The 21,196-nt window shown below is 66.8% G+C and carries 18 protein-coding genes; 10 read left to right on the top strand and 8 right to left on the bottom strand.

The features are described from left to right. The first annotated feature begins 9 nt into the window (after positions 1 to 9). From rsmA to IFU30_RS11960, 3 genes are read left to right on the top strand one after another with little or no spacing between them, the layout of a single operon-like run. Entirely contained in the window at positions 10 to 861 is an 852-nt protein-coding gene (gene rsmA, locus IFU30_RS11970) for a 16S rRNA (adenine(1518)-N(6)/adenine(1519)-N(6))-dimethyltransferase RsmA (protein WP_192005293.1), read from the top strand. A 9-nt stretch (positions 862 to 870) separates the two neighbouring features. Next, on the top strand, positions 871 to 1,938 hold the full coding sequence (mgrA, locus tag IFU30_RS11965) for an L-glyceraldehyde 3-phosphate reductase (RefSeq protein WP_124768944.1): 1,068 nt from the start codon (positions 871 to 873) through the stop codon (positions 1,936 to 1,938). A 40-nt stretch (positions 1,939 to 1,978) separates the two neighbouring features. Then, positions 1,979 to 2,917 carry a 4-(cytidine 5'-diphospho)-2-C-methyl-D-erythritol kinase gene (locus IFU30_RS11960; protein ID WP_191940737.1) on the top strand — a complete coding sequence of 313 codons (939 nt, stop codon included), beginning with the start codon at positions 1,979 to 1,981 and terminating at the stop codon, positions 2,915 to 2,917. Positions 2,918 to 3,040: 123 nt separating this feature from the next. Here the strand turns inward: IFU30_RS11960 and drt3b are convergent, their stop codons facing one another. The 5 genes from drt3b to IFU30_RS11935 all read right to left on the bottom strand — a co-directional run bounded on the left by drt3b (position 3,041) and on the right by IFU30_RS11935 (position 10,579). After that, positions 3,041 to 5,107: an antiviral reverse transcriptase Drt3b gene (gene drt3b / locus IFU30_RS11955; RefSeq protein WP_342450855.1), complete on the bottom strand. Its 2,067-nt coding sequence runs from the start codon at positions 5,105 to 5,107 to the stop codon at positions 3,041 to 3,043. Further along, entirely contained in the window at positions 5,100 to 6,434 is a 1,335-nt protein-coding gene (gene drt3a, locus IFU30_RS11950) for an antiviral reverse transcriptase Drt3a (RefSeq protein ID WP_192005291.1), read from the bottom strand. Before drt3a ends, drt3b begins: the two co-directional genes overlap by 8 nt. 65 nt (positions 6,435 to 6,499) lie before the next feature. After that, positions 6,500 to 7,294, bottom strand: a complete 795-nt coding sequence (locus IFU30_RS11945; RefSeq protein ID WP_079705450.1) for a hypothetical protein — start codon at positions 7,292 to 7,294, stop codon at positions 6,500 to 6,502. Next, positions 7,284 to 9,680, bottom strand: a complete 2,397-nt coding sequence (locus IFU30_RS11940) for an SDR family oxidoreductase (RefSeq protein WP_192005290.1) — start codon at positions 9,678 to 9,680, stop codon at positions 7,284 to 7,286. Before IFU30_RS11940 ends, IFU30_RS11945 begins: the two co-directional genes overlap by 11 nt. Then, complete coding sequence (locus IFU30_RS11935; RefSeq protein WP_249404756.1) at positions 9,677 to 10,579, bottom strand: hypothetical protein; 903 nt, start codon at positions 10,577 to 10,579, stop codon at positions 9,677 to 9,679. Before IFU30_RS11935 ends, IFU30_RS11940 begins: the two co-directional genes overlap by 4 nt. A 79-nt stretch (positions 10,580 to 10,658) precedes the next feature. On the opposite strand from IFU30_RS11935, the gene IFU30_RS11930 reads away from it, so the two are divergent. Genes IFU30_RS11930 through IFU30_RS11920 form a run of 3 tightly spaced genes read left to right on the top strand, consistent with a single transcriptional unit; the run spans position 10,659 to position 13,818 of the window. Next, complete coding sequence (locus IFU30_RS11930) at positions 10,659 to 11,456, top strand: SDR family NAD(P)-dependent oxidoreductase (protein WP_159878143.1); 798 nt, start codon at positions 10,659 to 10,661, stop codon at positions 11,454 to 11,456. Beyond that, positions 11,453 to 12,157, top strand: a complete 705-nt coding sequence (locus IFU30_RS11925) for a lysophospholipid acyltransferase family protein (RefSeq protein WP_192005289.1) — start codon at positions 11,453 to 11,455, stop codon at positions 12,155 to 12,157. The genes IFU30_RS11930 and IFU30_RS11925 overlap by 4 nt, the downstream gene beginning before the upstream one ends. Next, positions 12,154 to 13,818 (top strand): FAD-binding oxidoreductase, encoded by a 1,665-nt coding sequence (locus IFU30_RS11920; RefSeq protein WP_192005288.1) that lies wholly within the window; start codon positions 12,154 to 12,156, stop codon positions 13,816 to 13,818. The genes IFU30_RS11925 and IFU30_RS11920 overlap by 4 nt, the downstream gene beginning before the upstream one ends. A 76-nt stretch (positions 13,819 to 13,894) precedes the next feature. Here the strand turns inward: IFU30_RS11920 and IFU30_RS11915 are convergent, their stop codons facing one another. The 3 genes from IFU30_RS11915 to IFU30_RS11905 form a co-directional block, all read right to left on the bottom strand. Next, positions 13,895 to 14,926 carry a diacylglycerol/lipid kinase family protein gene (locus tag IFU30_RS11915; protein ID WP_192005287.1) on the bottom strand — a complete coding sequence of 344 codons (1,032 nt, stop codon included), beginning with the start codon at positions 14,924 to 14,926 and terminating at the stop codon, positions 13,895 to 13,897. Continuing rightward, positions 14,923 to 15,453 (bottom strand): TetR/AcrR family transcriptional regulator, encoded by a 531-nt coding sequence (locus IFU30_RS11910; protein WP_192005286.1) that lies wholly within the window; start codon positions 15,451 to 15,453, stop codon positions 14,923 to 14,925. The genes IFU30_RS11915 and IFU30_RS11910 overlap by 4 nt, the downstream gene beginning before the upstream one ends. Before the next feature lie 134 nt (positions 15,454 to 15,587). Further along, positions 15,588 to 16,463: a fused MFS/spermidine synthase gene (locus tag IFU30_RS11905; protein WP_192005285.1), complete on the bottom strand. Its 876-nt coding sequence runs from the start codon at positions 16,461 to 16,463 to the stop codon at positions 15,588 to 15,590. Between the two features lie 61 nt (positions 16,464 to 16,524). Here IFU30_RS11905 and IFU30_RS11900 point away from each other — a divergent pair, with 61 nt between their 5' ends. The 4 genes from IFU30_RS11900 (at position 16,525) to IFU30_RS11885 (ending at position 21,164) form a co-directional block, all read left to right on the top strand. After that, positions 16,525 to 18,324: an ABC-F family ATP-binding cassette domain-containing protein gene (locus IFU30_RS11900; protein ID WP_192005284.1), complete on the top strand. Its 1,800-nt coding sequence runs from the start codon at positions 16,525 to 16,527 to the stop codon at positions 18,322 to 18,324. Positions 18,325 to 18,462: 138 nt separating this feature from the next. Further along, positions 18,463 to 19,371: a MetQ/NlpA family ABC transporter substrate-binding protein gene (locus tag IFU30_RS11895; protein WP_192005283.1), complete on the top strand. Its 909-nt coding sequence runs from the start codon at positions 18,463 to 18,465 to the stop codon at positions 19,369 to 19,371. 103 nt (positions 19,372 to 19,474) lie between these two features. Then, positions 19,475 to 20,503 (top strand): methionine ABC transporter ATP-binding protein, encoded by a 1,029-nt coding sequence (locus IFU30_RS11890; RefSeq protein ID WP_079705461.1) that lies wholly within the window; start codon positions 19,475 to 19,477, stop codon positions 20,501 to 20,503. Position 20,504: 1 nt separating this feature from the next. Then, positions 20,505 to 21,164, top strand: a complete 660-nt coding sequence (locus IFU30_RS11885) for a methionine ABC transporter permease (RefSeq protein ID WP_064296483.1) — start codon at positions 20,505 to 20,507, stop codon at positions 21,162 to 21,164. Positions 21,165 to 21,196 lie beyond the last annotated feature (32 nt).

Raw genomic sequence — 21,196 nt, 5'->3', positions numbered from 1 at the left:
ACTGGAGGGATGACCGCCTCCGTCGCCCTGCTCGGCCCCGCCGAGATCCGAGATCTCGCCACCCTGCTGGACGTGACGCCGACGAAGAAGCTCGGTCAGAACTTCGTCATCGACGCGAACACCGTCCGCAAGATCGTGTCGGTCGCACACGTCGCTCCGGGCGACGTCGTCGTCGAGATCGGCCCTGGACTCGGTTCGCTGACCCTCGGCCTGCTCGAGGCCGACGCGAGCGTCGTCGCCGTCGAGATCGACGGCCGGCTCGCCAAGCAGCTGCCGCTCACGGTGGGGGAGATGGCACCGGGCATGATCGACCGGTTGTCGGTCGTCCACGAGGACGCGATGCGCATCGAGGAACTCCCGGCGCAGCCCAACCGACTCGTCGCCAACCTGCCGTACAACATCTCTGTGCCCGTCCTCCTGCACTTCCTGGAGCACTTCACCTCGCTGACGGCCGGTGTCGTCATGGTGCAGGCCGAGGTCGGCTACCGGCTCGCCGCCGGCCCGGGGAGCAAGGTCTACGGCGCCCCGAGCGCGAAGGCCGCCTGGTACGGCGCGTGGCGCATCGCCGGCCAGGTGAGCCGCCAGGTGTTCTGGCCCATTCCGAACGTCGACTCCGTGCTCGTCGGATTCGAGCGACGCAGCGACGTCATCGGCAGCGAGGAGGAGCGCATCAAGACCTTCGCGCTCATCGACGCGGCGTTCCAGCAGCGTCGCAAGATGCTCCGGCAGGCACTCGGGAGCGTCCTCGGCAGCTCCCAGGCCGCGACGGAGCAGATGGAGGCCGCCGGAGTGAAGCCGACGGCCCGCGGCGAGGAGCTCACGGTCCACGACTTCCTGTCGATCGTGCGTGCGGGACGATAACGTTGGCGCATGACCGCTGATGCTCGATTCCCGCTGAACGTCCCCGACATCCACCGCCCGTACGCCGCGGCGGATGACCGCTACGCGCGGAACGACTACCGCCAGGTCGGCACCTCGGGGCTCTTCCTCCCGCCCATCTCGCTCGGCCTCTGGTACAACTTCGGCGACAACCGGCCGTTCGACGGGCAGCGCGCGCTCCTGCGCCACGCGTTCGACCACGGCATCACGCACTTCGACCTCGCGAACAACTACGGCCCGCCCTACGGTTCCGCCGAGACGAACTTCGGTCGGATGATGCGCGAGGACTTCGGTCCGTACCGCAACGAGCTCATCATCTCCTCGAAGGCCGGCTACGACTTCTGGCCAGGCCCGTACGGCAACTTCGGTTCGAAGAAGTACCTGACCGCGAGCCTCGACGAGTCGCTCGAGCGGATGGGTCTCGACTACGTCGACGTCTTCTACTCGCACCGGGTCGACGAGGTCACGCCCATCGAGGAGACCGTGGGCGCGCTCGACGCGATCGTGCGCTCCGGCAAGGCCCTGTACGTCGGCATCTCGTCGTACTCGGCCGAGCGGACGGCCGCCGCACACGCCGTCGCTCGCGAGCTCGGCACGCCGCTCGTGATCCACCAGCCGTCGTACTCGATCCTCAACCGCTGGGTCGAGGACGGCCTCACCGAGGTGCTGACCGAGACCGGCCTCGGCGCGATCGCGTTCGTGCCGCTCGCGCAGGGGCTGCTCACCGACAAGTACCTCGGCGACGGCCCGGCCGAGCGTGCGACGAACCGTCCGTCCCTGCCCGACCGGCAGGTGAGCGAGGAGATGGCGACCCGCCTCCGGTCCCTCAACGACATCGCCGTGGAGCGCGGGCAGACCCTCGCGCAGATGTCGCTCGCCTGGGTCCTGAACAACCCCGCGATCACCTCCGCCCTCATCGGTGCCTCCCGCCCCGAGCAACTGGACGAGAACCTGGCGGCGCTCGACGGCCCCGCGTTCACGACCGAGGAGCTCGAGGAGATCGACCGACTCGCGGAGGGCGCCGACGTCAACATCTGGGCGGACTCCTCCGACAAGTGACGCGGTCTGAGGCGCCTGCTCGATCGACTAACTTGGAACAATGACCACCGAGGCCATCCTCAAGCACGTCCACGTGCGAGCACCGGGGAAGATCAACGTCTTCCTCAAAGTCGGCGAAGTGATGGACGACGGCTACCACGACGTCGCGACCGCGTACCAGGCGATCTCGCTGTACGAGGACGTGCACGCGTATCCGGCCGACGACTTCAGTGTGTCGTTCTCCGGCTCGGTGGACGTGTCGGGTGTGCCGACCGACACGAGCAACCTCGCCATCCGCGCCGCGAAGGCCCTCGCGAGACGGACCGGGTACCGCGGCGGTGTCCGGCTCGAGATCGAGAAGCACGTGCCGGTCGCCGGCGGGATGGGCGGCGGCTCAGCCGACGCCGCGGCCACGCTGCTCGCCTGTGACGCCCTCTGGGGGACCGAACGCAGCCGCGACGACCTCCTGGCGCTGGCGGCACGCCTCGGCGCCGACGTGCCCTTCGCCCTGCTCGGCGGCACCGCTGTCGGCACCGGCCGCGGCGACCAACTGAGCAGCGCGTTGGCCAAGGGGCAGTTCGAGTGGGTGCTCGCCCTCGCCGACTTCGGCATGTCGACCCCGCAGGTCTACCAGGAGCTCGACGCCCACCGTGCGCGGCACATCCTCGACATCTCGCCGTCCGGTCGTCAGCCGACGGTCGACGCCGCGGTGCTCCAGGCGTTGCGGGCGGGCGACGCCCACCTCCTCGGAGAGGTCCTCCACAACGACCTGCAGGCCGCCGCGCTGCAGCTGCGCCCGGTGCTGGGCGAGGTGCTCGAGTTCGGCGACTCCCAGGGCGCCCTCGGCAGCCTCGTCTCCGGCTCCGGCCCGACGATCGCCTTCCTGGCGGCCGACACCGACGACGCCGTCGAACTGCAGGTGACGCTCGCCTCGTCCGGGCTGAAGGTCATCCGTGCCCACGGACCGGTCCACGGCGCCCGCATCGTCTCGCAGAGCTGAGACGCTGGATTCGCTCTTGTGGGGTGTTCAAGGTTCTGAACACTCCACAAGAGCTGGCGATTCTCCAGGCGTCACGCTCTGCGTTGGTGTGTGCCGCTAGGAAGCGGTTGCAAGGACGCCAGATCAATATACCTCGTAGAGCCTCTTCCGCTGAAGCGCTGAATACAGGTCGAATCCACGCCAGTCGACGTTCGCGTACGTTGCTCCAGACCGGATAGCCGAGGCCGCTTGAGCTGGAGTGCTCGTGTAGTCGCGAAGCAGTGAGGCTGCGAAAGCTGGTTCCAGAAACGGACAGGAAACCATATTGAGAATCATGATGGATCGTTCCGCATCTCGCATAGGACGAAGAGAAACGCCAATCATCCACGCCTCGCAGGCCGAGCGGACGCGCTCGAAGCCAATGGAATCTCGAATGTGAAGGTAAATGCTGAACAGAAGGAGGACATTCATCCCCTTCGGGGTTCGGAGAGTCTCGTCAATATCGTGGAAACCTAAAACATCGATCAAATCTCCCTCCGACAGCCTCAGATCGGGTTCGAGGTCTGACAGGCAGTCCAAAAGTGTCGCCGTAGTACTAGAAGGGCTCTCCACGCGAATTGATCTTCGCAATTGGTTGAGCACCGCAGATCTGACCCGAGTAGCGACCTCCTCCCTGCAGTGTGTTGGGATATAGTCAAGTGCCGCATATTTCATGATAGATGAGACAATGCGCGCGACCTTTACTGCCGGAGTCATTCGGGGTGCGCCAGAATAAGCAAAGAAAACGAATTCTAGCAAAGATACCAATGCAGCAACGGTTGACTCGGCATGGGCGTGCTTCTCCTCAGTTGCTACTAAGGGCCTGCTCGATACTTCATTCATGGAACTGCGCATGATCTTCTCTGCTAGGCGCTCAACCTTGGCCAAGGAGAAGTTCGCCAGGTCGAAATGACTTACACCAGTGTCCAATAGCGTGCTCTTATACTTAAGGACTAGCTTTGATGCGTTCACCTTCGGGCGCGTGAGCCTGGTGGGGTCATCGTCAAGGTCTGGAGCACCTCGCTTAGCGGCCTTTCTGACTAAGCGAGATGCCTCCGACTTTGCAATTGTTAGAGGTGACAGCCACGGTGTGTGTTCCCCTTCCTGCTTCGAGGGGTTCAGGTGAAGCTTGTATCGTCTCAGGCCGGAGGCGAGTACTTCTAAGATGTGATGCTGGTTTGAAGCATCTGCAAGGAAAATGAAATAGTCGTCCACGTACCTCAAAATCTGGTAGTCGACACCACTCTTGAGACCGTCGCTATCAAGTTCGTGCAATATGTCACGGTCAATGGCTTGCAGAATGGTCTCCGCAAAAATCCGCGACAGTTCGGAGCCGATCAAGATTCCACTTGTTTCGTTGTGATTGATCCGCTGCATCAAGGTGTCGAACTGGTCGCCAAAAGATCCTTGGATGTTTGACCGCTTCTTGGTTCGGCGACCAACGTTATCCTTCACGACCCCATGGCCATGTGCGGCCCAGGCAACGGTGTGCGTATAGATGCTGTCAAAGCACTTCGTGACGTCAGCCTTCAACAGATACCCAAACTTCTGTTCATAGAATCTATACTCAGCGGAGTCATAGAACTTATAGACGTTCGAGTATCTATCGTATGTGAAATACGACCGTATCCATTCTTGATCTGTGTTTTCAATTTCTACGCCACTCGCGGTCCGCTTCTGCTCCTCGAACAACCAATCGCGAATCACGCTATAGCGCGCAGGTCGTGCGGGTCGGCGAAGCGAGAAGCTACCTCGTCCTGTATTGAAAATCATCATGTCGGCGTTCTTGCGATAGAAATCGACGATAGCCAACTGACCAGCAGGGTGGGGGATGCTCAACGTGCGAAACGCCGCTTCACGTTGGCGAATGCTGTATTGAAAGGGGACGGTGGCTTGACTGGCACTCCCAGCGAGGCTGAGCTCGCAATCTTCGCCCACCTTTGCGTCTGAGGGAAAGGTGGCTCTCCGTCCTAGAATTACCGAGATTATCGTTTCGGAAGCTCGATCTCTGAAGCGAGCGCGCGCCGTTTGTTCGAGGACTTTTAGATCGTACTGGTTTACTAGATCGTAGAATCCCTTGTTCGAAAAGCTTGGCGGTAGCTCGTAAGGGAGCACCTCGGAAAGCAGTACTCTCGAGTATCGCTTCCTGATACTACGTCGGCGCTTAGTCACTCCAAGCTCCCCTGATCATGGTCAATTGACGTGGCGTAAAGCGGTGGATGCGTCGTGACTTGTACCCATCGGCGAACGACAAAGTAGCGACTTTCGCCGCTAGCTCGGGCTGAAGTGCCGAACTGCTAGCCCGTGACTGCAGATGTAAATCCAACTCAATCAGGCAGCTGGGATCTGTGATGTGTGGGTTAGAGAAGTAGATGCCAACCATTGCATTTCGTTTGTTGTTGCTGAGCCGGGCATTGCCGGTAAGGAAGCGCAATCGGTCCAACAGGAGTCGCCGCGCCCCATGGTCGGTGGGTGTCCTTTTGTCCCAAACATCAAATGTTCGATCCACTCGTCCACAGATTTCATCGAGACGCCTCTGGGTGAGAACGGCGGCTGGGGAGTTCGAGTGCGAAATTCTATAGCCAAGGAACTCGAAGCTTGGTAGGTCACCGTTGCTAGCACGTCTCGTGACGGCGGTCTTTGTTGCATTTGATTTGAGGCCGAGCGCGTTCAATGATGCATTTATTGGCGCTAGCATTTGTAGATCGGTCGACTTGTCCGCATTTTCTAGGCCGCGTACAATGAGTATGTCGTCTACGTAGCGCGCGTAGTAGCTTGTGCGTGAATCGCTCATCAATGTGTAGTCCAGTGCCTGCAAATACATCTCGGCCAGGCGCGAGCTGACCCCTACTCCTGTAGGAACTCCCTTCGGTGAGCCAGTCAGGGCAGTGAACTCAGATAAAAGCAATCGAACGAGGCGCTTGTTTGTCGGCGGTAGTTCTGAAGTGTCTAGTAGTCTGAGTAGCGTCGCGTGATCGATCGTCTCATAGAAGCGCTCTATATCAACTCTGATAATTGCAGTCGGCATGAAATTGTCGATCGACCGTAAGATGTTGGCAACTATGGAGTGTCTAGACGAAGGCTGGAGGCTGTGGTGAGCGCTGAGAGATTGTTGCAGGATCTTGTCAGCGAAATAGTGGCTCGGTGTTTGGCCTATCGTGTAGGTCTGACGGGTGCCAATGCTTCTCCCCGGGGTGAGATTCCAGGAAAACTCGCCACTTGAGATCTCCGCTGTGAGAGTGAGGCTGGTGCCAGAGAGGCATTCGCCGAGGACGCGTTCGGCATTTTCTTCTAGCGCTTTCAGGCTCTGGTCAGTTGCAACAGCACCGAGGGCGACGACGTTAGGGCTGCTCGCCACGTTGGCGGCGAGGTTCTTCGCGTCTCGCACCTCCAGAAATGCTCTTTCCACCTCAGCGTAGAAGCGGGTAAGGGCGTGTCCTTTTCGAGTCTGACGATCCCACGTACGCCGAAGATTCGACACAGCGAAGTTGTGTTCCACTTTTTGGACCGTTCTGGAAGCCGTACGTTCGCCGGAAGCCTCCTCTGTGGGAAAGGTGGCGCGGTTCAGGCCGCGACGCCGCGCACGCGGAGCGAGTTCTCGATGATCGTGAGCCCCTCCATGCCGGGGAGCTTGGCGATGTGCCCGTCGATGCGGCGCACCTCGGCCAGGCCGTCCTCGTCGCCGAAGAGGTGGCCCATGACGTGCGTGACCTCGGAGTCGGGCATGACGCCCGAGCCGACGGGGCCCCACACCTTGCGGAGCAGGAAGCGGGTGAGTCGACGTGCGCTCTTCGACGACTCCAGGCGCGCCTTGGCCTGGCTCGCGTAGAACGCCACGTGACGCGTCTCCTGCTTCGCGATCCGCTTGAGGAGCACCGAGAGCACCGGGTGCCGCTCCAACTGCGCGAGGCGGGTGTACGCGGCGGTCGCGGACCACTCGTTCGCCGCGCCCCAGCTCATGTGCACCGCGATGAAGTCGGTGCCAACGAGGTTGCCGAGGATCGACTGCTTGATGGGGTCGAGGCGGTCCTTCCAGCCGAGCTTCAGGCGCGTCGCCTTGAGCTCGTCGAAGTCGACCGTGATGTCGTGGGCGGCGAGGACGGCGGCGAGCGCCTCCCCGTGCCAGAACTCCTCACGGTTCCACATCGTCATGAACGCGCCGACCTCGTCGTCCTCGTGGGACGGCGTCATGAGCATGTCGCGCAGGTAGCAGACCGTGTGGTACTCGATGTCGCACATGTAGCGCAGGCTGCGCAGGGTGGAAGCGGGGAGCGGGTTCGTCTTGAACTCGTCGAAGTCGAGGTCGCTCCAGTTCACCGAGACACTCGTCTCGGTGAACTTGTCGATGTCAAACGCCATGTGCGGTGGGGCGGTCGGGGATCGTGTCCTCGGCCGTCCGCTCTCCTCTCGGCTGTGCGGGGCGCGGTGCGCGGGTCAGTTCGTCTTCGGAGCGGACGCCTCCGGTGGTTCGTGCCCATTCTCGCACCGTCCACCGGCCGGCCTGCGCCAGCTTGTACAGGGTGTGGTCGGGGTTGACGGCGACCGGGTTCCCGACCAGCTGCAGCCAGGCGGCGTCCGCATGGGAGTCGCCGTAGCCGTAGGAGTGCGCGAGGTCCATGCCGTGCTGCTCGGCGTACTGCGTGAGCCAGGCGCCGCGCGCTTCGTCGACGAGCGGCGGGCTGTCGAGGTAACCCGTGAGGCGTCCGTTCTCGGCGTGCATCGCCCCGGCCACGACCTCGTCGAAGAACGGCTCGAGCGGAGCCGTCATGAGGTCGATGGTGCCGGTGACGAGGATCGTCCGGTGACCGGCCGCCCGGTGCGCGGCGATCTGCTCGAGCGCCTGGGGGAGGAGGCGAGACCGGACGGCCTTGCCGAAGCCGCCCCGGACGATCTTCTCGAGCTGCGCCACGTCGACGCCCTCGTAGCGACGCATGAACGTGCGGATGAACTCACCGCGGTCGCGGAGTTCAGCACCGATGTACCCCGGCATGGACGCGCCGAGCGCGGCGATCTCGATGGGCCAGCGCGACCGCGAGGTCGCGGCGAGCCGCAGCCAGAGGTACTGCTCGATGAGGTTCCAGGCGAGCACCGTGCCCTCGAGGTCGAACACCGCGAGGACGTCGTCGCGCACGGGCAGGATCTTCTGCTGCTTCGCGGCGCCCGCCTTGCGGTTGGCGAAGGCGCGGGTCAGGGTCGTGACGGCGGGGAAGTGGATGCGCTGGAAGTAGTCGTCCCAGTCGATCGTGGTGACGTCGAACCCGCGGTCCGCCTGCTGCTCGGGCGTCAGCGAGGCGTGCAGGGCACGGGTGCGCTGGTCGTCGAACACGATCTCGCTCTGCACGTAGGAGCGGTAGAGCCCGGTGAAGTCGCGGAGCGAGCCGAGGTCGCTCGACGCCTTGCGGATCCGGTCCTGCCACCCGCGGGTGGTCGCGCTCGCCGGCAGGTGGGAGACGACTCGGCCGGCCGCCGTCGTCGCCTTCTGCCGCCGGTCGATGGAGCGCTCGATCGCGCGCCCGCCGGGGAAGTTCCAGGTCGGCACACTGATGTCACCGGCGTCCGCCGGGATCGGGTGCTCCGTGAAGTAGCTGTGCACGTTCGCGTACATCTTGTGGAACGGCAGCGGGTTGCTGGCTCCGGAGCTCACGTGGAAGTAGCGCGCCGCAGCCGGCTCCGGCGGGGTCTGGGCCGCAGCGAGGATCGCGTTGACGACGAAGTCGACGGGGATGATGTCGAGCACGCTGTCGGGGAGGCCCGGGAAGTCGGGCAGCTGTCCGCGCCCGTAGGCGATGATCAGCGGGTCGGCGACCTTGTAGCCGTCGATCCAGCCGGGGAACGGGTGCGCGAGCGCGCTCTCGATGATCGACGGACGCACGACGGAGAGCCGGTTGCCCTCGCCGGCCCAGCGCTCTTCGGCGACCCGCTCGGCCATCGCCTTCGTGAAGGTGTAGACGTCGGTCCAGCCGAGGCTCTCGGCGCGTGCACGGCCGTGGGCGACGAGTCGGGCGTCGACCCAGGCGATGCGTGCAGCCTCGGCGGCGTTCGAGACGGCCTGGGGGCCGGCCTTGCCGTGCTCGCGACGGGCGGTCTGCATGAGCTTGCGCAAGACCTCCGGACGACGGGACGACTCCTCGGTGCGGACGCGTGCCGAGCGGGCGGCCTCGGCCTCGACGCGCCAGTCGACGTCGTGCGCGAGGCTGCGTTCCGGCTGGATGCCCTTCCGCGTGCCGCCGACGTAGGCGGTTGAGACGTGGACGACGTGCGGGGTCGCGCCGCTCTTCGCGAGCGCCGCGTACAGGGTGGTCGCGCCGCCGACGTTCGTGGCGAAGGCCTCGTCGATCGGCGGGTCGAAGGAGACGGTCGACGCGCTGTGGATGACGACGTCGAGGTCGGCCGGCAGCGCCATCTCGTCGAGGCCACCCTCGATCACACTGACGCGCTCGGCCACGATCGCCGCAGCGGCTTCGGCGCCGACGCGTTCGCGCCAGGCCTTGAACACCGGCTTGCGGAGCAGGGTCTGGAGACGGTCGCTCCCGCGGACCGACCCCTTCTTCCGGATGAGCAGGCTGACGCGGGTGGTCGGGTGATCGGCGAGCAGGCGCTCGAGCACCGCCTGCCCGAGGAAGCCGGTGCCGCCGGTGACGAGCACGTGCGCGCCGTCGAGGGCATCCGGGGCGGTGGCGGGCTGCTGAGCCTCCGGCTCCTGGGCGTCGGGCTGTTCGGCGTCTGGGGTGGGGTTGTCGGTCATCGGTTCTCCTCGAGGCTGCCGCGGCGTCCGCGGCGGGCAAGTCTGGCGGCGAGATGGAGGCCCGACTGACCGGGCAGCGCGTCGATCGACGCGTCGATGCCGAGGACGGCGGGGTCGCTCCAGGTGGCGGTGCTGCGGAACACGAGCGCGGCGAACCGCGCCGTCTGTCGGGGGCCGTTCGCATCGGAGCCTGTGGGCCACACGGCGTTCCGGATGCGGCGACGGGTGATTCCCTGCGCACGGGGCGATGTGGCGAGGCGGTCACTCGCCTGAGCGGTGAAGAACTCGAGGTGCCTGGCCTTCGTCTCGAGGATCTCGTCGACGAGGCGGTCGAGCACGGGGTGCGGCTCGCGCTCGCGCACCGCACGGTAGGCCGCGTGGGTGATGAGGTCGTCGATCGTCCCGATCGTCATGTGCCAGGCGATGATGTCCTCGCCGAGCACGTTCGCGATGAGGGCCTGGCCGATTGGCGCGAAGCGGTCGCGCACACCGTGGACGGTGCGCCGGAGACCCGTCGAACGCGTCTTGTCGCGCGGGGTCCCGTTCGCCTTGAGGACGGTGTCGAGGGTGTCGGTGATCCAGTATTTCTCGTACGCCCAGGTGATCAGGAACGCGGTGACTCTGGCGTCCTTATGGGTGGGGGTGACGAGCACCCCGCGGAGGTACTGCATGGTCGCGCGCTCGATGTCCGACAGGGCGCGGAGCAGTGCGACCGTCTCAGCACTCAGCGGCGTCTCGGCGAAGGCCGCGGCGTCGATCTCCTTGCGACGACTGCCGACGGCGGACTTCGCGTAGTCGCGGACGCTGAACCCGTGGGCAGGCCGCAGCATGGCGCTCTCCTGCTCCGCGTTCTCGAGGGCCGCGGGTGCTGTTCCGCGCGGCGAATCCCGGTTCACCATGGCGTCTCCGTTCCGTGACGATCCGACCTCATCACTGTAGCTTGCAACGATACGCAACGCGTAGCGTATTCTGATCCCCATGGCTACAGCTCTCGTCACCGGTGGGACGTCCGGCATCGGTGCCGCGTTCGCCACGGCGCTCGCCGGACGGGGCTTCGACCTGGTGCTCGTCGCCCGTGACGTCGGGCGGCTCGAGCGATCGGCCGAGCGGCTGCGCGCGACCGGTCGCACCGTCGAGGTGATCAGTGCCGACCTCTCGGACCGCGCCGACGTCGCGAGACTCGCCGCACGGATCGAGGATCAGGCGTCGCCGATCGAGGTCGTCGTGAACAACGCCGGGTTCGGTGTGCACGCCCGCCTCACCGATCCCGACACGAGCGAGCTCGACACCGCGATCGAGGTCATGTGTCGGAGCGTCGCCACGCTTTCGGGCGCCGCGGCCCGCGCCATGCGGGAACGCGGACGCGGCACCATCATCAACGTCTCGAGCACGGCGGGGTACATCACCACCGGCGGCTACTCGGCGGTGAAGGCGTTCGTCACCACCTACACCGAGGCGCTCGCGGTCGAGCTCGCCGGCTCGGGTGTCCGCGTCACGGCCCTGTGCCCCGGGTGGGTCCGCACCGAGTTCCACGATCGCGCCGGTATCAGCACCCGATCGATCCCGTCGGGTCTGTGGATCGATGTGGACCGGCTCGTCGCCGACGCCCTCCGCGACGCCGGGAGAGGGGTCGTCGTCTCCATCCCGAGCTTCCGCTTCAAGGCCCTCATGGCCCTCGTCAAGTTCGCGCCCCGTGCGTCCATCCGGTGGATCTCCGGCCGGATGTCCTCGAGCCGTCGAGCCGCCAACGCCGCCCAGTCAGGAGCCCACCGATGACCGCAGAGCCGCGGTTCACCTCCTCCCTCCACGCCAACGCGCGGTTCGTCGCCCAGCGTCTGCTGTTGAAGCCGCTCGTCTGGTCGCTGACCCGCGTGACGGTGACGGGTCGCGAGCGCCTGTCGGGCGTGACCGGTCCGTACATCGTCGTCGCCAACCACCAGTCGCACCTCGACGCACCGCTCGTCGTCGGGGCGATGCCACGTCGGCTCTCGCGCTACCTCGCCGCCGGTGTCGCCGCCGACTACTTCTTCGACGTCCCCGCCCGCCGCATCTTCGCCGCGCTCTTCTTCAACGCGTTCCCGGTCGACCGCTCGGGTGACCGCAAGCGTGCAGGCGTGTCACGGGAGCTGCTCGAGGCCGGCGTCCCGATCCTCATCTTCCCCGAGGGCGGCCGATCGCGGACGGGTGAGCTCGGCCGGTTCAAGCCCGGTGCCGCGGCACTCGCCACGCGCCAGGGCATCCCCTGCCTCCCGGTGGCTGTCCTCGGCACCCACTCCGCCATGCCGAAGGGTCGCAACTGGCCCGTCCCCGGACGACCGCCGGTGCGTGTCGTCTTCGGGCAACCGATCCACCCGCAGCCGAACGAGACGCCCGTCCAGCTCATGGACCGCGTCGTCGCCGAGATCGTCGCGCTGCGCGCTTCGGTCGAGCCGGGAGCACACGTTTCGATCGACACACCACGAAAGGAAGCCGGATGACGTCTGTGGAGCACATGAAGTGGTGGGGCTGGGGAGTCGAAGGGGTCGCCTTCGAGCACAGCAACAAGCCGGACTTCGCGCCGTTCGTGAAGCAGGCCGTCGGTCTCGACCTCCGGAAGCCGGCGCAGGCACACCTCAGCTTCGACGAGCTCACCGTCCCAGCATCGCGCGCGTCCGAGGAGTTCATCGCCGAACTCTCGACGCTCGTCGGTCAGGGTCACGTGACCACGGACGACCAGGAACGCGTCGTCCACACTTACGGCAAGAGCATCCGCGACCTGCTCCGGATCCGCGCGAACGACCTGCCCCGCACGCCCGACCTCGTGGTCTACCCGGCTGACGAGGCCGAGGTCGCGTCGGTCGTCGCTGCAGCCGTCGCCGCAGACGCCGTGATCATCCCGTTCGGCGGTGGCACCAACATCGCCGGCTCGCTCGACCCGCAGCCGACGGAGGAGCGGGTCATCATCTCGCTCGACCTCGGCCGGCTCGACCGCGTCCTGTCGATCGACGAGGGCTCCGGTCTCGCCACCATCCAGGCCGGTGCGCAGGGCCCCTCGATCGAGGAACAGCTCGGCGCCAAGGGCTGGACGATGGGCCACTTCCCCGACAGCTTCACGCACTCCACGCTCGGCGGATGGGTCGCGACCCGCTCCTCGGGCATGCAGTCCGACAAGTACGGCGACATCGCCGACATCACCAAGGGCCTGCGGATGGTGCGCCCGAACGGCATCGTGGCGATCCGCCCCGTGCCGAGTGCCTCGACCGGGCCGAGCGTCCGCGAGATGATCATCGGCAGCGAGGGTCGACTCGGCATCATCACCGAGGTCACCGTGCAGGTCCACCGGACGCCCGCCGTCCGCGAGGTCCTCGGCTACTTCTTCCCCACCTGGGAGGCCGGGCTCGCGGCGATGCACGAGATCGCGGAGAGCGACGCCAGCCCCTCGGTCACCCGGGTGTCGAACGCCCGGGAGAGCGGCTTCTCGCTCGCGACCCGCAAGGCCAGCACCGGCGTCTCGGCGCAGGTCACCAAGGGCCTCATGAAGGTGCTCACAGCCAGAGGCTGGGATCTCGAGCAGCTGTGCCTCTCCTTCATCGGCTACGAGGGCAGCGCGTCCCATGTGCGATACGAGAAGGGCCTCGTCGGCTCGATCGTCCGGAAGCACGGCGGCATCGGCGTCGGCAAGGGCCCCGGTGCCCTCTACGACCAGAAGAAGTTCGACACCCCGTACCTGCGCGACTTCCTCCTCGACCGCGGAGCCGCGGCCGACGTCTCGGAGACCGCAGCGCCCTGGTCGCGCCTGCAGGAGGTCTACGACGCCGCGAACGACGCCGCCAACGCCGCGTACGACAAGCTCGGGGTGCACGGGTGGATCATGTGCCACCTCTCGCACTCGTACCACTCCGGTGCGTGCCTGTACTTCACCTTCGCGTTCATCACCGGCGACGACCCGATCGGCGAGTACGAGCAGGTCAAGTCGGCGATCCAGCAGGCCTTCGTCGACCACGGTGGCACGCTCTCGCACCACCACGCGGTCGGTGTCGAGCACTCGCCGTGGATGGAACAGGACATCTCGACCGAGGGCGTCGCGATCATGCGCGGCCTCTTCGACAGTGCTGACCCCGGCTCGAACTTCAACCCCGGCAAGATCCTCGCGGACTGAGCCGTTCCTCCGGTCCATGCGCGGTCTTCGGTCCCTGAGCCGTTCCTCCGGTCCCTGAGCCTGTCGAAGGGCGGGCTCAGGGCCGGAGCCGACCCGAGCGCGCCGCCGTCGCGGGTAGTCGGACGATGAGCGCACCGGGGTCGACGGTCAGCCTGGCCGCCGAGACCAGGCCGATGCCGTCGCCGTCTGCCTGGAACTCGGCGGGCGGTGAGACCGTCACGTCGATCCGTCGCACGCGCAGGTAGCGGAGCGCACCTCCGGCGGAGCCGGCCGTCTCGACGGCACTCGGCTGCACGCGGCTGCCCCGTGTCCGTCTGCCCTTGGAGAACCGGGCGACGGGATTGTTCGCGCGGTGCAGCCAGCGCGTGACCCGGACCCCGTCCCACCCCTCGAGGGACCGCACCATCAGGACGTCGAGTACACCGTCGTCGAGGAGTGCGTCGGGGAGGACGTCGAGGCCCGCCGAGACCGTGCCGCAGTTCCCGACGAACATCGTGTGCGTCCGTCCGCTCCGGATCGGTCCGCCGTCCTCCTTCCAGGAGACGCGAGGGCGCTCGCGGCGGAAGAGCCCGCGGATGATCGGGACGACGTAGGCGATCCAGCCGAAGCGGCGCTTCAGGACGGGGTCGGCGTAGGCCACCATGTCCGCGTCGACGCCGAAGCCCGACATGACGAGGAACGGGGTGCTGCGCCGGACGCCGTCGGGGTTCCGGTATTCGATGACCCCGACGTCGACGCTCCGGTCCTCTCCGGTGAACGCGGCCCGCACCGCGGTGGCCGTGTCGATCGGGATCCCGGCGTTCCGGGCGAAGAGGTTCGCGGTGCCGACGGGGACGACGGCGAACGGCGTCCGGGTGTGACGCATCGCCCCGGCCACCTCGCGGACCGTCCCGTCGCCGCCGGCGGCGATCACGAGCGACGCGCCGTCTCCGAGCGCCTCCGCGACCTGGTCGACCGCGGTCGACCGCTCGCGGGTCGGGATCCAGCTCGTCGGGCCCCAGCCGGCCTCGGCGGCCGCGGCGTCGACGAGCCTCGTCACGCGCTCGAGCTGGATGCGCGTCGGGTTGTAGATCACCGCAGCGTGCGGCGGGGTGCTGCCTCGCGTCATGCGGCCAGTGCCGGCCAGAGGACGGACAGGACCTGGTCCGCCCAGTCGTCGTCCATGTCGGCGCCGCGGACGAGCTGTCCGAGGACCGCGCCGAGGAGGAGGGTCGCGACGAGGCGGCCGTCGAGTCCGGGCTTCAGATCGCCGGTGGAGATCCGTTCGTCCACCAGGTTGGACAGCGCGCGCGCCCGGTTCCTCGTGAGGTCGCGGAGCAGCGTCGAGAACTCCGGGTCGTCCTGGAGCAGGATCGACGCGATCGTGCCCCGGCCCACCACGTCCTCGATCATCGCGCGGGCTTCATGGAGCAGCCAGGTGAAGGTGTCGTAGGTCGAGAGGTCCTCCGGGATCTCGACCGGGGTCTCCATGGCGCGCGCAACAGCCGCCGTGAGCAGCTCGGAGCGGTTGCGGTAGCGCCGATAGATCGTCGTCTTCGCGACACCGGTGGTCTCGGCGACCGCCTCGATGTTGACGGCGACGGAGCCGCGGGATCGCATCAGGTCGAGCGCTGCGTCGAGGATGCGGTCACTCATCTGTTGAGCGCGGGAGACGCGTCGGGAGACGGGCACCGACCAACCTCCTCCGTGCGCGGCAGGATCCGGTCGGGTCGGTCCGTTGCGCTACGCCCACCGTAGCGCAATCGTGGGGGCGCGCAAAGGGAGGGCGCTCAGTCCCAGCGGGGGTCGTCCGGGTCGGGGGAGTCCTCGCCGTCGGCGTCGGTCATGATCGTCGCTCCGTCGATCCAGGCGGCCAGGGCATCGCCGTGCAACTGGACGGGCGCCGGCGCGCCGAACAACTGCGGGTGCGTGACGGCGGCAAGCTGGCTGTCGCTCGCGAAGATCACGACGTTGCCGAGCGGGCCCTCGTCGTCGACCGGATCGAAGTCGAGGACGACGGCGACGTGAGCGAACACCGTCAGGAGGGTGGCCGCCTGGCGCCGGGAGTAGTCGAAGGGGCTGCCGTCGAGGAGGTTCACCGCGATCACGCCGTCGGCCGCGGACCGCGCCGCCACCCGGCGGTAGAACTCGAGGCTCGCGACCCGACGATGGATCACCGCGGCGTCCCAGAGGTCGACGACGGTCACCTTCGCGTCCCGCCACGCCGTGACGTCCGCGTCGGTGGTGGTGGCTTCGTCGATCGGCTCGTCCGCGACGGCCCTGGCATCACCGAAGCGGACCTCGACCCGGTGGCCGTCCGGGAGCGGCAGCGCGTCCAGCATCCCGGTGTACAGCTCCGGCTCGAACTCGACGACGAGCTGTGGCGATCCCGGACGGGTCGCCTGGACATAGCGGGGGAGCGTCAGCGCGCCGGCACCGAGGTGGACGACGAAGAGCTCCTCGCCCGCCGGCGCCTCGGCGTCGATCACGCGGGCGATGTGCCGGATGTACGGGTACTCGAGCAAGCGGGGATCCGCGAGGGAGACCACCGACTGCGGGATGTCGTCGACGCTGAGCTCGTAGCGCAGCGTCCGCTTGTCGAGGAGGGTGATCCGGGCGTCGCGACGGCCGAACGGGAGCCGGCGGGAACGGGAGAACAGAGGCACCCGTGCAGCCTACGGTGCACGGGCGGTGGTCGACGCCCGGGCCCGGTATCGTTGACCGGATATGGCACACCTTCTCGGCGCTGAAGCGCTCCACCTCGAGTACCCGACCAAGGTCGTCTTCGACGGCATCACGATCGGGGTGAACGAGGGCGACCGCATCGGCATCGTCGGCCGCAACGGCGACGGCAAGTCCACGCTCCTCGGCCTCCTCGCCGGCCGCAAGGAGCCCGACTCCGGACGCGTGACGGTGCGCAACGGCGTCACGGTCGGCGTGCTCGACCAGTCCGACACCCTCGACCACGACAAGACCGTCGGACAGACCATCGTCGGCGGCTTCGACGAGCACGAGTGGGCGGGCGACCCGAAGGTCCGCGACGTCATCTCCGGCCTCGCCTCCGACATCGCCTGGGACGCCCTCGTCGCCGACCTGAGCGGTGGTCAGCGCCGCCGGGTCGCGCTCGCGGCCCTGCTCGTGGGCGACCACGACATCCTCTTCCTCGACGAGCCGACGAACCACCTCGACGTCGAAGGCATCACCTGGCTGGCGCAGCACCTCAACCGCCGCTGGTCGAAGAACTCCGGCGGCCTGCTCGTCGTGACCCACGACCGGTGGTTCCTCGACGCCATCTGCACGGCCACGTGGGAGGTGCACGACCGCATCGTCGAGCCCTTCGAGGGTGGGTACGCGGCGTACGTCCTGCAGCGCGTCGAGCGCGACCGCTCCGCCGCGGTGTCCGAGGCCAAGCGCCAGAACCTCATGAAGAAGGAGCTCGCCTGGCTGCGCCGTGGCGCTCCCGCCCGCACGGCCAAGCCGAAGTTCCGCATCGAGGCCGCCAACGCGCTCATCGCCGACGAGCCGCCCGTGCGCAACACGGTCGAGCTGGCCGGCATGGCGACCGCCCGCCTGGGCAAGGACGTCGTCGACATCCTCGACGTCACGGTGTCCTACGGCGACCGGACGGTCATCAAGGACGTCGAGTGGCGCATCGCCCCGGGCGAGCGCACCGGCATCCTCGGCGTGAACGGCGCCGGCAAGTCCACCCTCCTCGGGCTCGTCACCGGCGAGGTCGAAGCGACCGAGGGTCGCGTCAAGCGCGGCAAGACCGTGCAGGTCGCGACACTCACGCAGCAGCTCGACGAGCTCGCCGAGTACGAGCAGGACCGCGTGAGCGACGTCATCGGGCGCAAGCGCACGAGCTACGTGGCCGGCGGCAAGGAGATGACCCCGGGGCAACTGCTCGAACGCCTCGGCTTCACGAGTGCGCAGCTGTCGACGCCGGTGAAGGACCTCTCGGGTGGCCAGCGCCGCCGCCTGCAGCTCCTGCTCATCCTGCTCGACGAGCCGAACGTCCTCGTGCTCGACGAACCGACCAACGACCTCGACACCGACATGCTCGCCGCCATGGAGGACCTCCTCGACTCGTGGCCGGGCACCCTGCTCGTCGTCTCGCACGACCGGTACTTCCTCGAGCGGGTGACCGACCAGCAGTACGCGATCATGGACGGCCACTTCCGGCACCTGCCCGGCGGCATCGACCAGTACCTCGAGCTCAACGCCGGGACGGCCGGCAGCCGCTCCCAGGAGCACGACCGCCCGACGGCCTCCGGCGGTGGCCCGACCAAGAAGACGCCGAAGCTGAGCGGTGCGGAGCTCCGGAACGCGCAGCAGGAGATCAAGGCGATCGACCGCAAGCTCCACAAGCTCAACGGTCAGATCGAGCAGGCCCACGAGAAGGTCGCGGTCCACGACCAGAGCGACTTCGCCGGGATCACCGCGCTCGGCGCCAAGATCCAGGCCATGTACGGCGAGATCGCCGAGCTCGAGGTCCGCTGGCTGGAGCTCTCCGAGCTCGTCGAGTAGTCCACTCGCGGCGGCCGGATCACCTCGATCGTCGCTCTGTTCCGAAGTGTTACGCACCGGTTCGTCATCCCTGCTAGGCCGACGTACCGTCGAATCAGCGTCCACCGGCGCGCACCACCCGAAAGAGGAATCACAGCAATGACCTTCTCGAAGAAGCTTCTGGCCGGACTGGCCATCATCCCCGCCATCGCGCTCCTCGCCGGATGCGCCGGCGGCTCGGGCGCAGGCGCCGCCGCTGAAGACAAGGGCACCGAGGCGAACCCCGTCAAGATCGGCGTCGTCGGCGCGAGCGACCCCTACTGGGAGACGTACAAGGAGGCCGCCGAGAAGGACGGCATCTACGTCGACATCGTCGACTTCGGCGAGTACACCCAGCCGAACCCGGCACTGACCGAGGGCGAGATCGACCTCAACCAGTTCCAGCACATCGTCTACCTCGCGCAGTACAACGAGGCGTCCGGTGAGGACCTCACGCCGATCGGTTCGACTGCGATCTACCCCCTCGGCCTCTACTCGACCAAGGTCGACAGCGTCAAGGACATCAAGAAGGGCGACACGATCGCCATCCCGAACGACGAGAGCAACCAGGCTCGTGCGCTCCTCGTCTTGCAGTCCGCAGGCCTGCTGGAGCTGAAGGACGGCGGCAACATCTTCTCGACGCCGGACGACATCATCGCCGACAAGTCGAAGGTCACCGTCACCTCGCTCGAGGCCTCGCTGACGCCGACCTCGCTGCCTGACGTCACCGGCGCGATCATCAACAACGACTTCATCAACGACTCCGGTCTGAAGGCGTCCGACGCGATCGCCGAGGACGACCCGTCCGACCCGAACGCGCTGCCGTACGTCAACATCTTCGCCGCGAAGGCCGCCGACGCCGACAACGAGACCTACGCGAAGCTCGTGAAGATCTACCAGGACACGAAGTCCGTCGTCGCCGGCGTCGTGGAGAACTCCGGCGGTACCGCGGTTCCGCTGAAGACCCCGGTCAAGGACCTCGTGAAGTCGCTCGAGACCGTCCAGAAGGACATCAAGGCCAAGGGCTGATCCGACGTTCAGAGCGTTCCTGTGGGAGGCTGTCATCCGCTTCCACAGGAACGCTTCGTCGTTTCACCGCCTCCTGATCACCCGACACACCGAGGACACCCCCATGCCACTCGTCAGCCTCCGAGACGTCGCGAAGCGGTACCCGTCTCCGCAGAAGGGCGCCGCACCGATCGCCGCGATCGACGGCGTCGACCTCGACATCGAGGCCGGTGACGTCTTCGGGATCATCGGCTACTCGGGAGCCGGCAAGTCGACGCTCGTCCGCCTCATCAACGCGCTCGAGCCCGCGACGTCGGGGAGCATCGTCGTCGACGGCACCGAGGTGACGACGCTCTCGGAGCGCGGTCTCCGCGACCTCCGCCTCGGCATCGGGATGATCTTCCAGCAGTTCAACCTCTTCAACTCCAAGTCGGTGCGGAAGAACATCGCGTACCCGCTCGAGGTCGCCGGACGTCCCCGCGCGGAGATCCGCACCCGGGTCGATGAGCTGCTGAAGTTCGTCGGGCTGTCCGACAAGGCCGACAACTACCCCGACCAGCTCTCCGGCGGCCAGAAGCAGCGCGTCGGCATCGCTCGCGCGCTCGCGACCTCGCCCCGGATCCTGCTCGCGGACGAGGCGACGAGCGCCCTCGACCCCGAGACCACCCAGGAGGTCCTCGCGCTGCTCAAGCAGGTGAACCGCGACCTCGGTGTGACCATCGTCGTCATCACCCACGAGATGGAGGTGATCCAGTCGCTCGCGACGAAGGTCGCCGTCATGGAGCGCGGCAAGGTCATCGAGCAGGGCGACGTCTTCGAGGTGTTCTCCGACCCGCAGCACGCCGCGTCCAAGCGCTTCGTGTCGACGGTCATCAAGGGCGTCCCGTCACCGGCCGAGCTGGCGGTGCTCAAGGAACGACACGTCGGGCGCATCGTCACCCTGTCCTTCCGCGACGGCGACGCGTCGCAGGCGGGCGTCTTCCTCACGCTCGCGCAGGCGGGCGTCGACTTCGAGCTCGTCTACGGTGGGATCAACGACATCCAGGGTCGCGCGTTCGGCCACCTGACCCTCGCCCTCCGCGGCGACGACCAGACGATCGACGGGGCGCTGACCGCCATCGGATCCCAGGCAACCGTGACGGAGGTGCGCTGACATGGATGCACTGATCGATCTGCTCCCGAAGCTCGGCGACGCGACCGTCGAGACCCTCTACCTCGTCTCCTTCAGCCTGCTCTTCGGTGGGATCGCTGGACTCGTCGTCGGCACCGGCCTCTACGTGACGCGGCCCGGCAACCTGTACTCGCACCCGGTGCTCTACGGTGTGCTCAACGTGATCGTGAACATCTTCCGGCCGATCCCGTTCATCATCTTCCTGGCCGCCGCCCAGCCGCTCTCACGACTCGTGATCGGCACCGGCATCGGTGCGAACGCGTTCATCTTCATCATCTCCCTGGCGGCGACCTTCGGCATCAGCCGGATCGTCGAGCAGAACCTGCTGACGGTGTCGCCCGGCGTCATCGAGGCCTCGCGTGCCGCGGGTGCGAGCCGGCTCAGGACGTTGCTGAGCATCGTCCTCCCGGAGGCGCTCGGTCCGCTGATCCTCGGCTACACCTTCGTGTTCGTGGTCATCGTCGACATGTCGGCGGTCGCGGGCTTCATCGGCGGCGGTGGGCTCGGTGCCTTCGCGATCCAGTACGGCTTCCGGCAGTTCGAGCCGGTCGTCACGTGGGCCGCGGTGATCATCATCATCCTGCTCGTGCAGCTCATCCAGTTCTTCGGCAACTGGCTGGCCCGGAAGATCCTCCGCCGCTGACCGGTCCCTGAGCCCCCCGGTCCGGTCCCTGA

The organism is Plantibacter sp. CFBP 8798 (assembly GCF_014841195.1).
Taxonomy (GTDB): domain Bacteria; phylum Actinomycetota; class Actinomycetes; order Actinomycetales; family Microbacteriaceae; genus Plantibacter; species Plantibacter auratus.
Note: the sequence above shows the minus strand (reverse complement) of the source record. Positions and strands in the feature narration are given on the sequence as shown.

Excerpts from the sequence above, each read along its gene's own strand:
- rsmA (WP_192005293.1), top strand. The coding sequence starts at position 10 with ATGACCGCCTCCGTCGCCCTGCTCGGCCCCGCCGAGATCCGAGATCTC.
- mgrA (WP_124768944.1), top strand. The coding sequence starts at position 871 with ATGACCGCTGATGCTCGATTCCCGCTGAACGTCCCCGACATCCACCGC.
- IFU30_RS11960 (WP_191940737.1), top strand. The coding sequence starts at position 1,979 with ATGACCACCGAGGCCATCCTCAAGCACGTCCACGTGCGAGCACCGGGG.
- IFU30_RS11945 (WP_079705450.1), bottom strand. The coding sequence starts at position 7,294 with ATGGCGTTTGACATCGACAAGTTCACCGAGACGAGTGTCTCGGTGAAC.
- IFU30_RS11940 (WP_192005290.1), bottom strand. The coding sequence starts at position 9,680 with ATGACCGACAACCCCACCCCAGACGCCGAACAGCCCGACGCCCAGGAG.
- IFU30_RS11935 (WP_249404756.1), bottom strand. The coding sequence starts at position 10,579 with ATGGTGAACCGGGATTCGCCGCGCGGAACAGCACCCGCGGCCCTCGAG.
- IFU30_RS11930 (WP_159878143.1), top strand. The coding sequence starts at position 10,659 with ATGGCTACAGCTCTCGTCACCGGTGGGACGTCCGGCATCGGTGCCGCG.
- IFU30_RS11925 (WP_192005289.1), top strand. The coding sequence starts at position 11,453 with ATGACCGCAGAGCCGCGGTTCACCTCCTCCCTCCACGCCAACGCGCGG.
- IFU30_RS11920 (WP_192005288.1), top strand. The coding sequence starts at position 12,154 with ATGACGTCTGTGGAGCACATGAAGTGGTGGGGCTGGGGAGTCGAAGGG.
- IFU30_RS11915 (WP_192005287.1), bottom strand. The coding sequence starts at position 14,926 with ATGACGCGAGGCAGCACCCCGCCGCACGCTGCGGTGATCTACAACCCG.
- IFU30_RS11910 (WP_192005286.1), bottom strand. The coding sequence starts at position 15,453 with ATGAGTGACCGCATCCTCGACGCAGCGCTCGACCTGATGCGATCCCGC.
- IFU30_RS11900 (WP_192005284.1), top strand. The coding sequence starts at position 16,525 with ATGGCACACCTTCTCGGCGCTGAAGCGCTCCACCTCGAGTACCCGACC.
- IFU30_RS11895 (WP_192005283.1), top strand. The coding sequence starts at position 18,463 with ATGACCTTCTCGAAGAAGCTTCTGGCCGGACTGGCCATCATCCCCGCC.
- IFU30_RS11890 (WP_079705461.1), top strand. The coding sequence starts at position 19,475 with ATGCCACTCGTCAGCCTCCGAGACGTCGCGAAGCGGTACCCGTCTCCG.
- IFU30_RS11885 (WP_064296483.1), top strand. The coding sequence starts at position 20,505 with ATGGATGCACTGATCGATCTGCTCCCGAAGCTCGGCGACGCGACCGTC.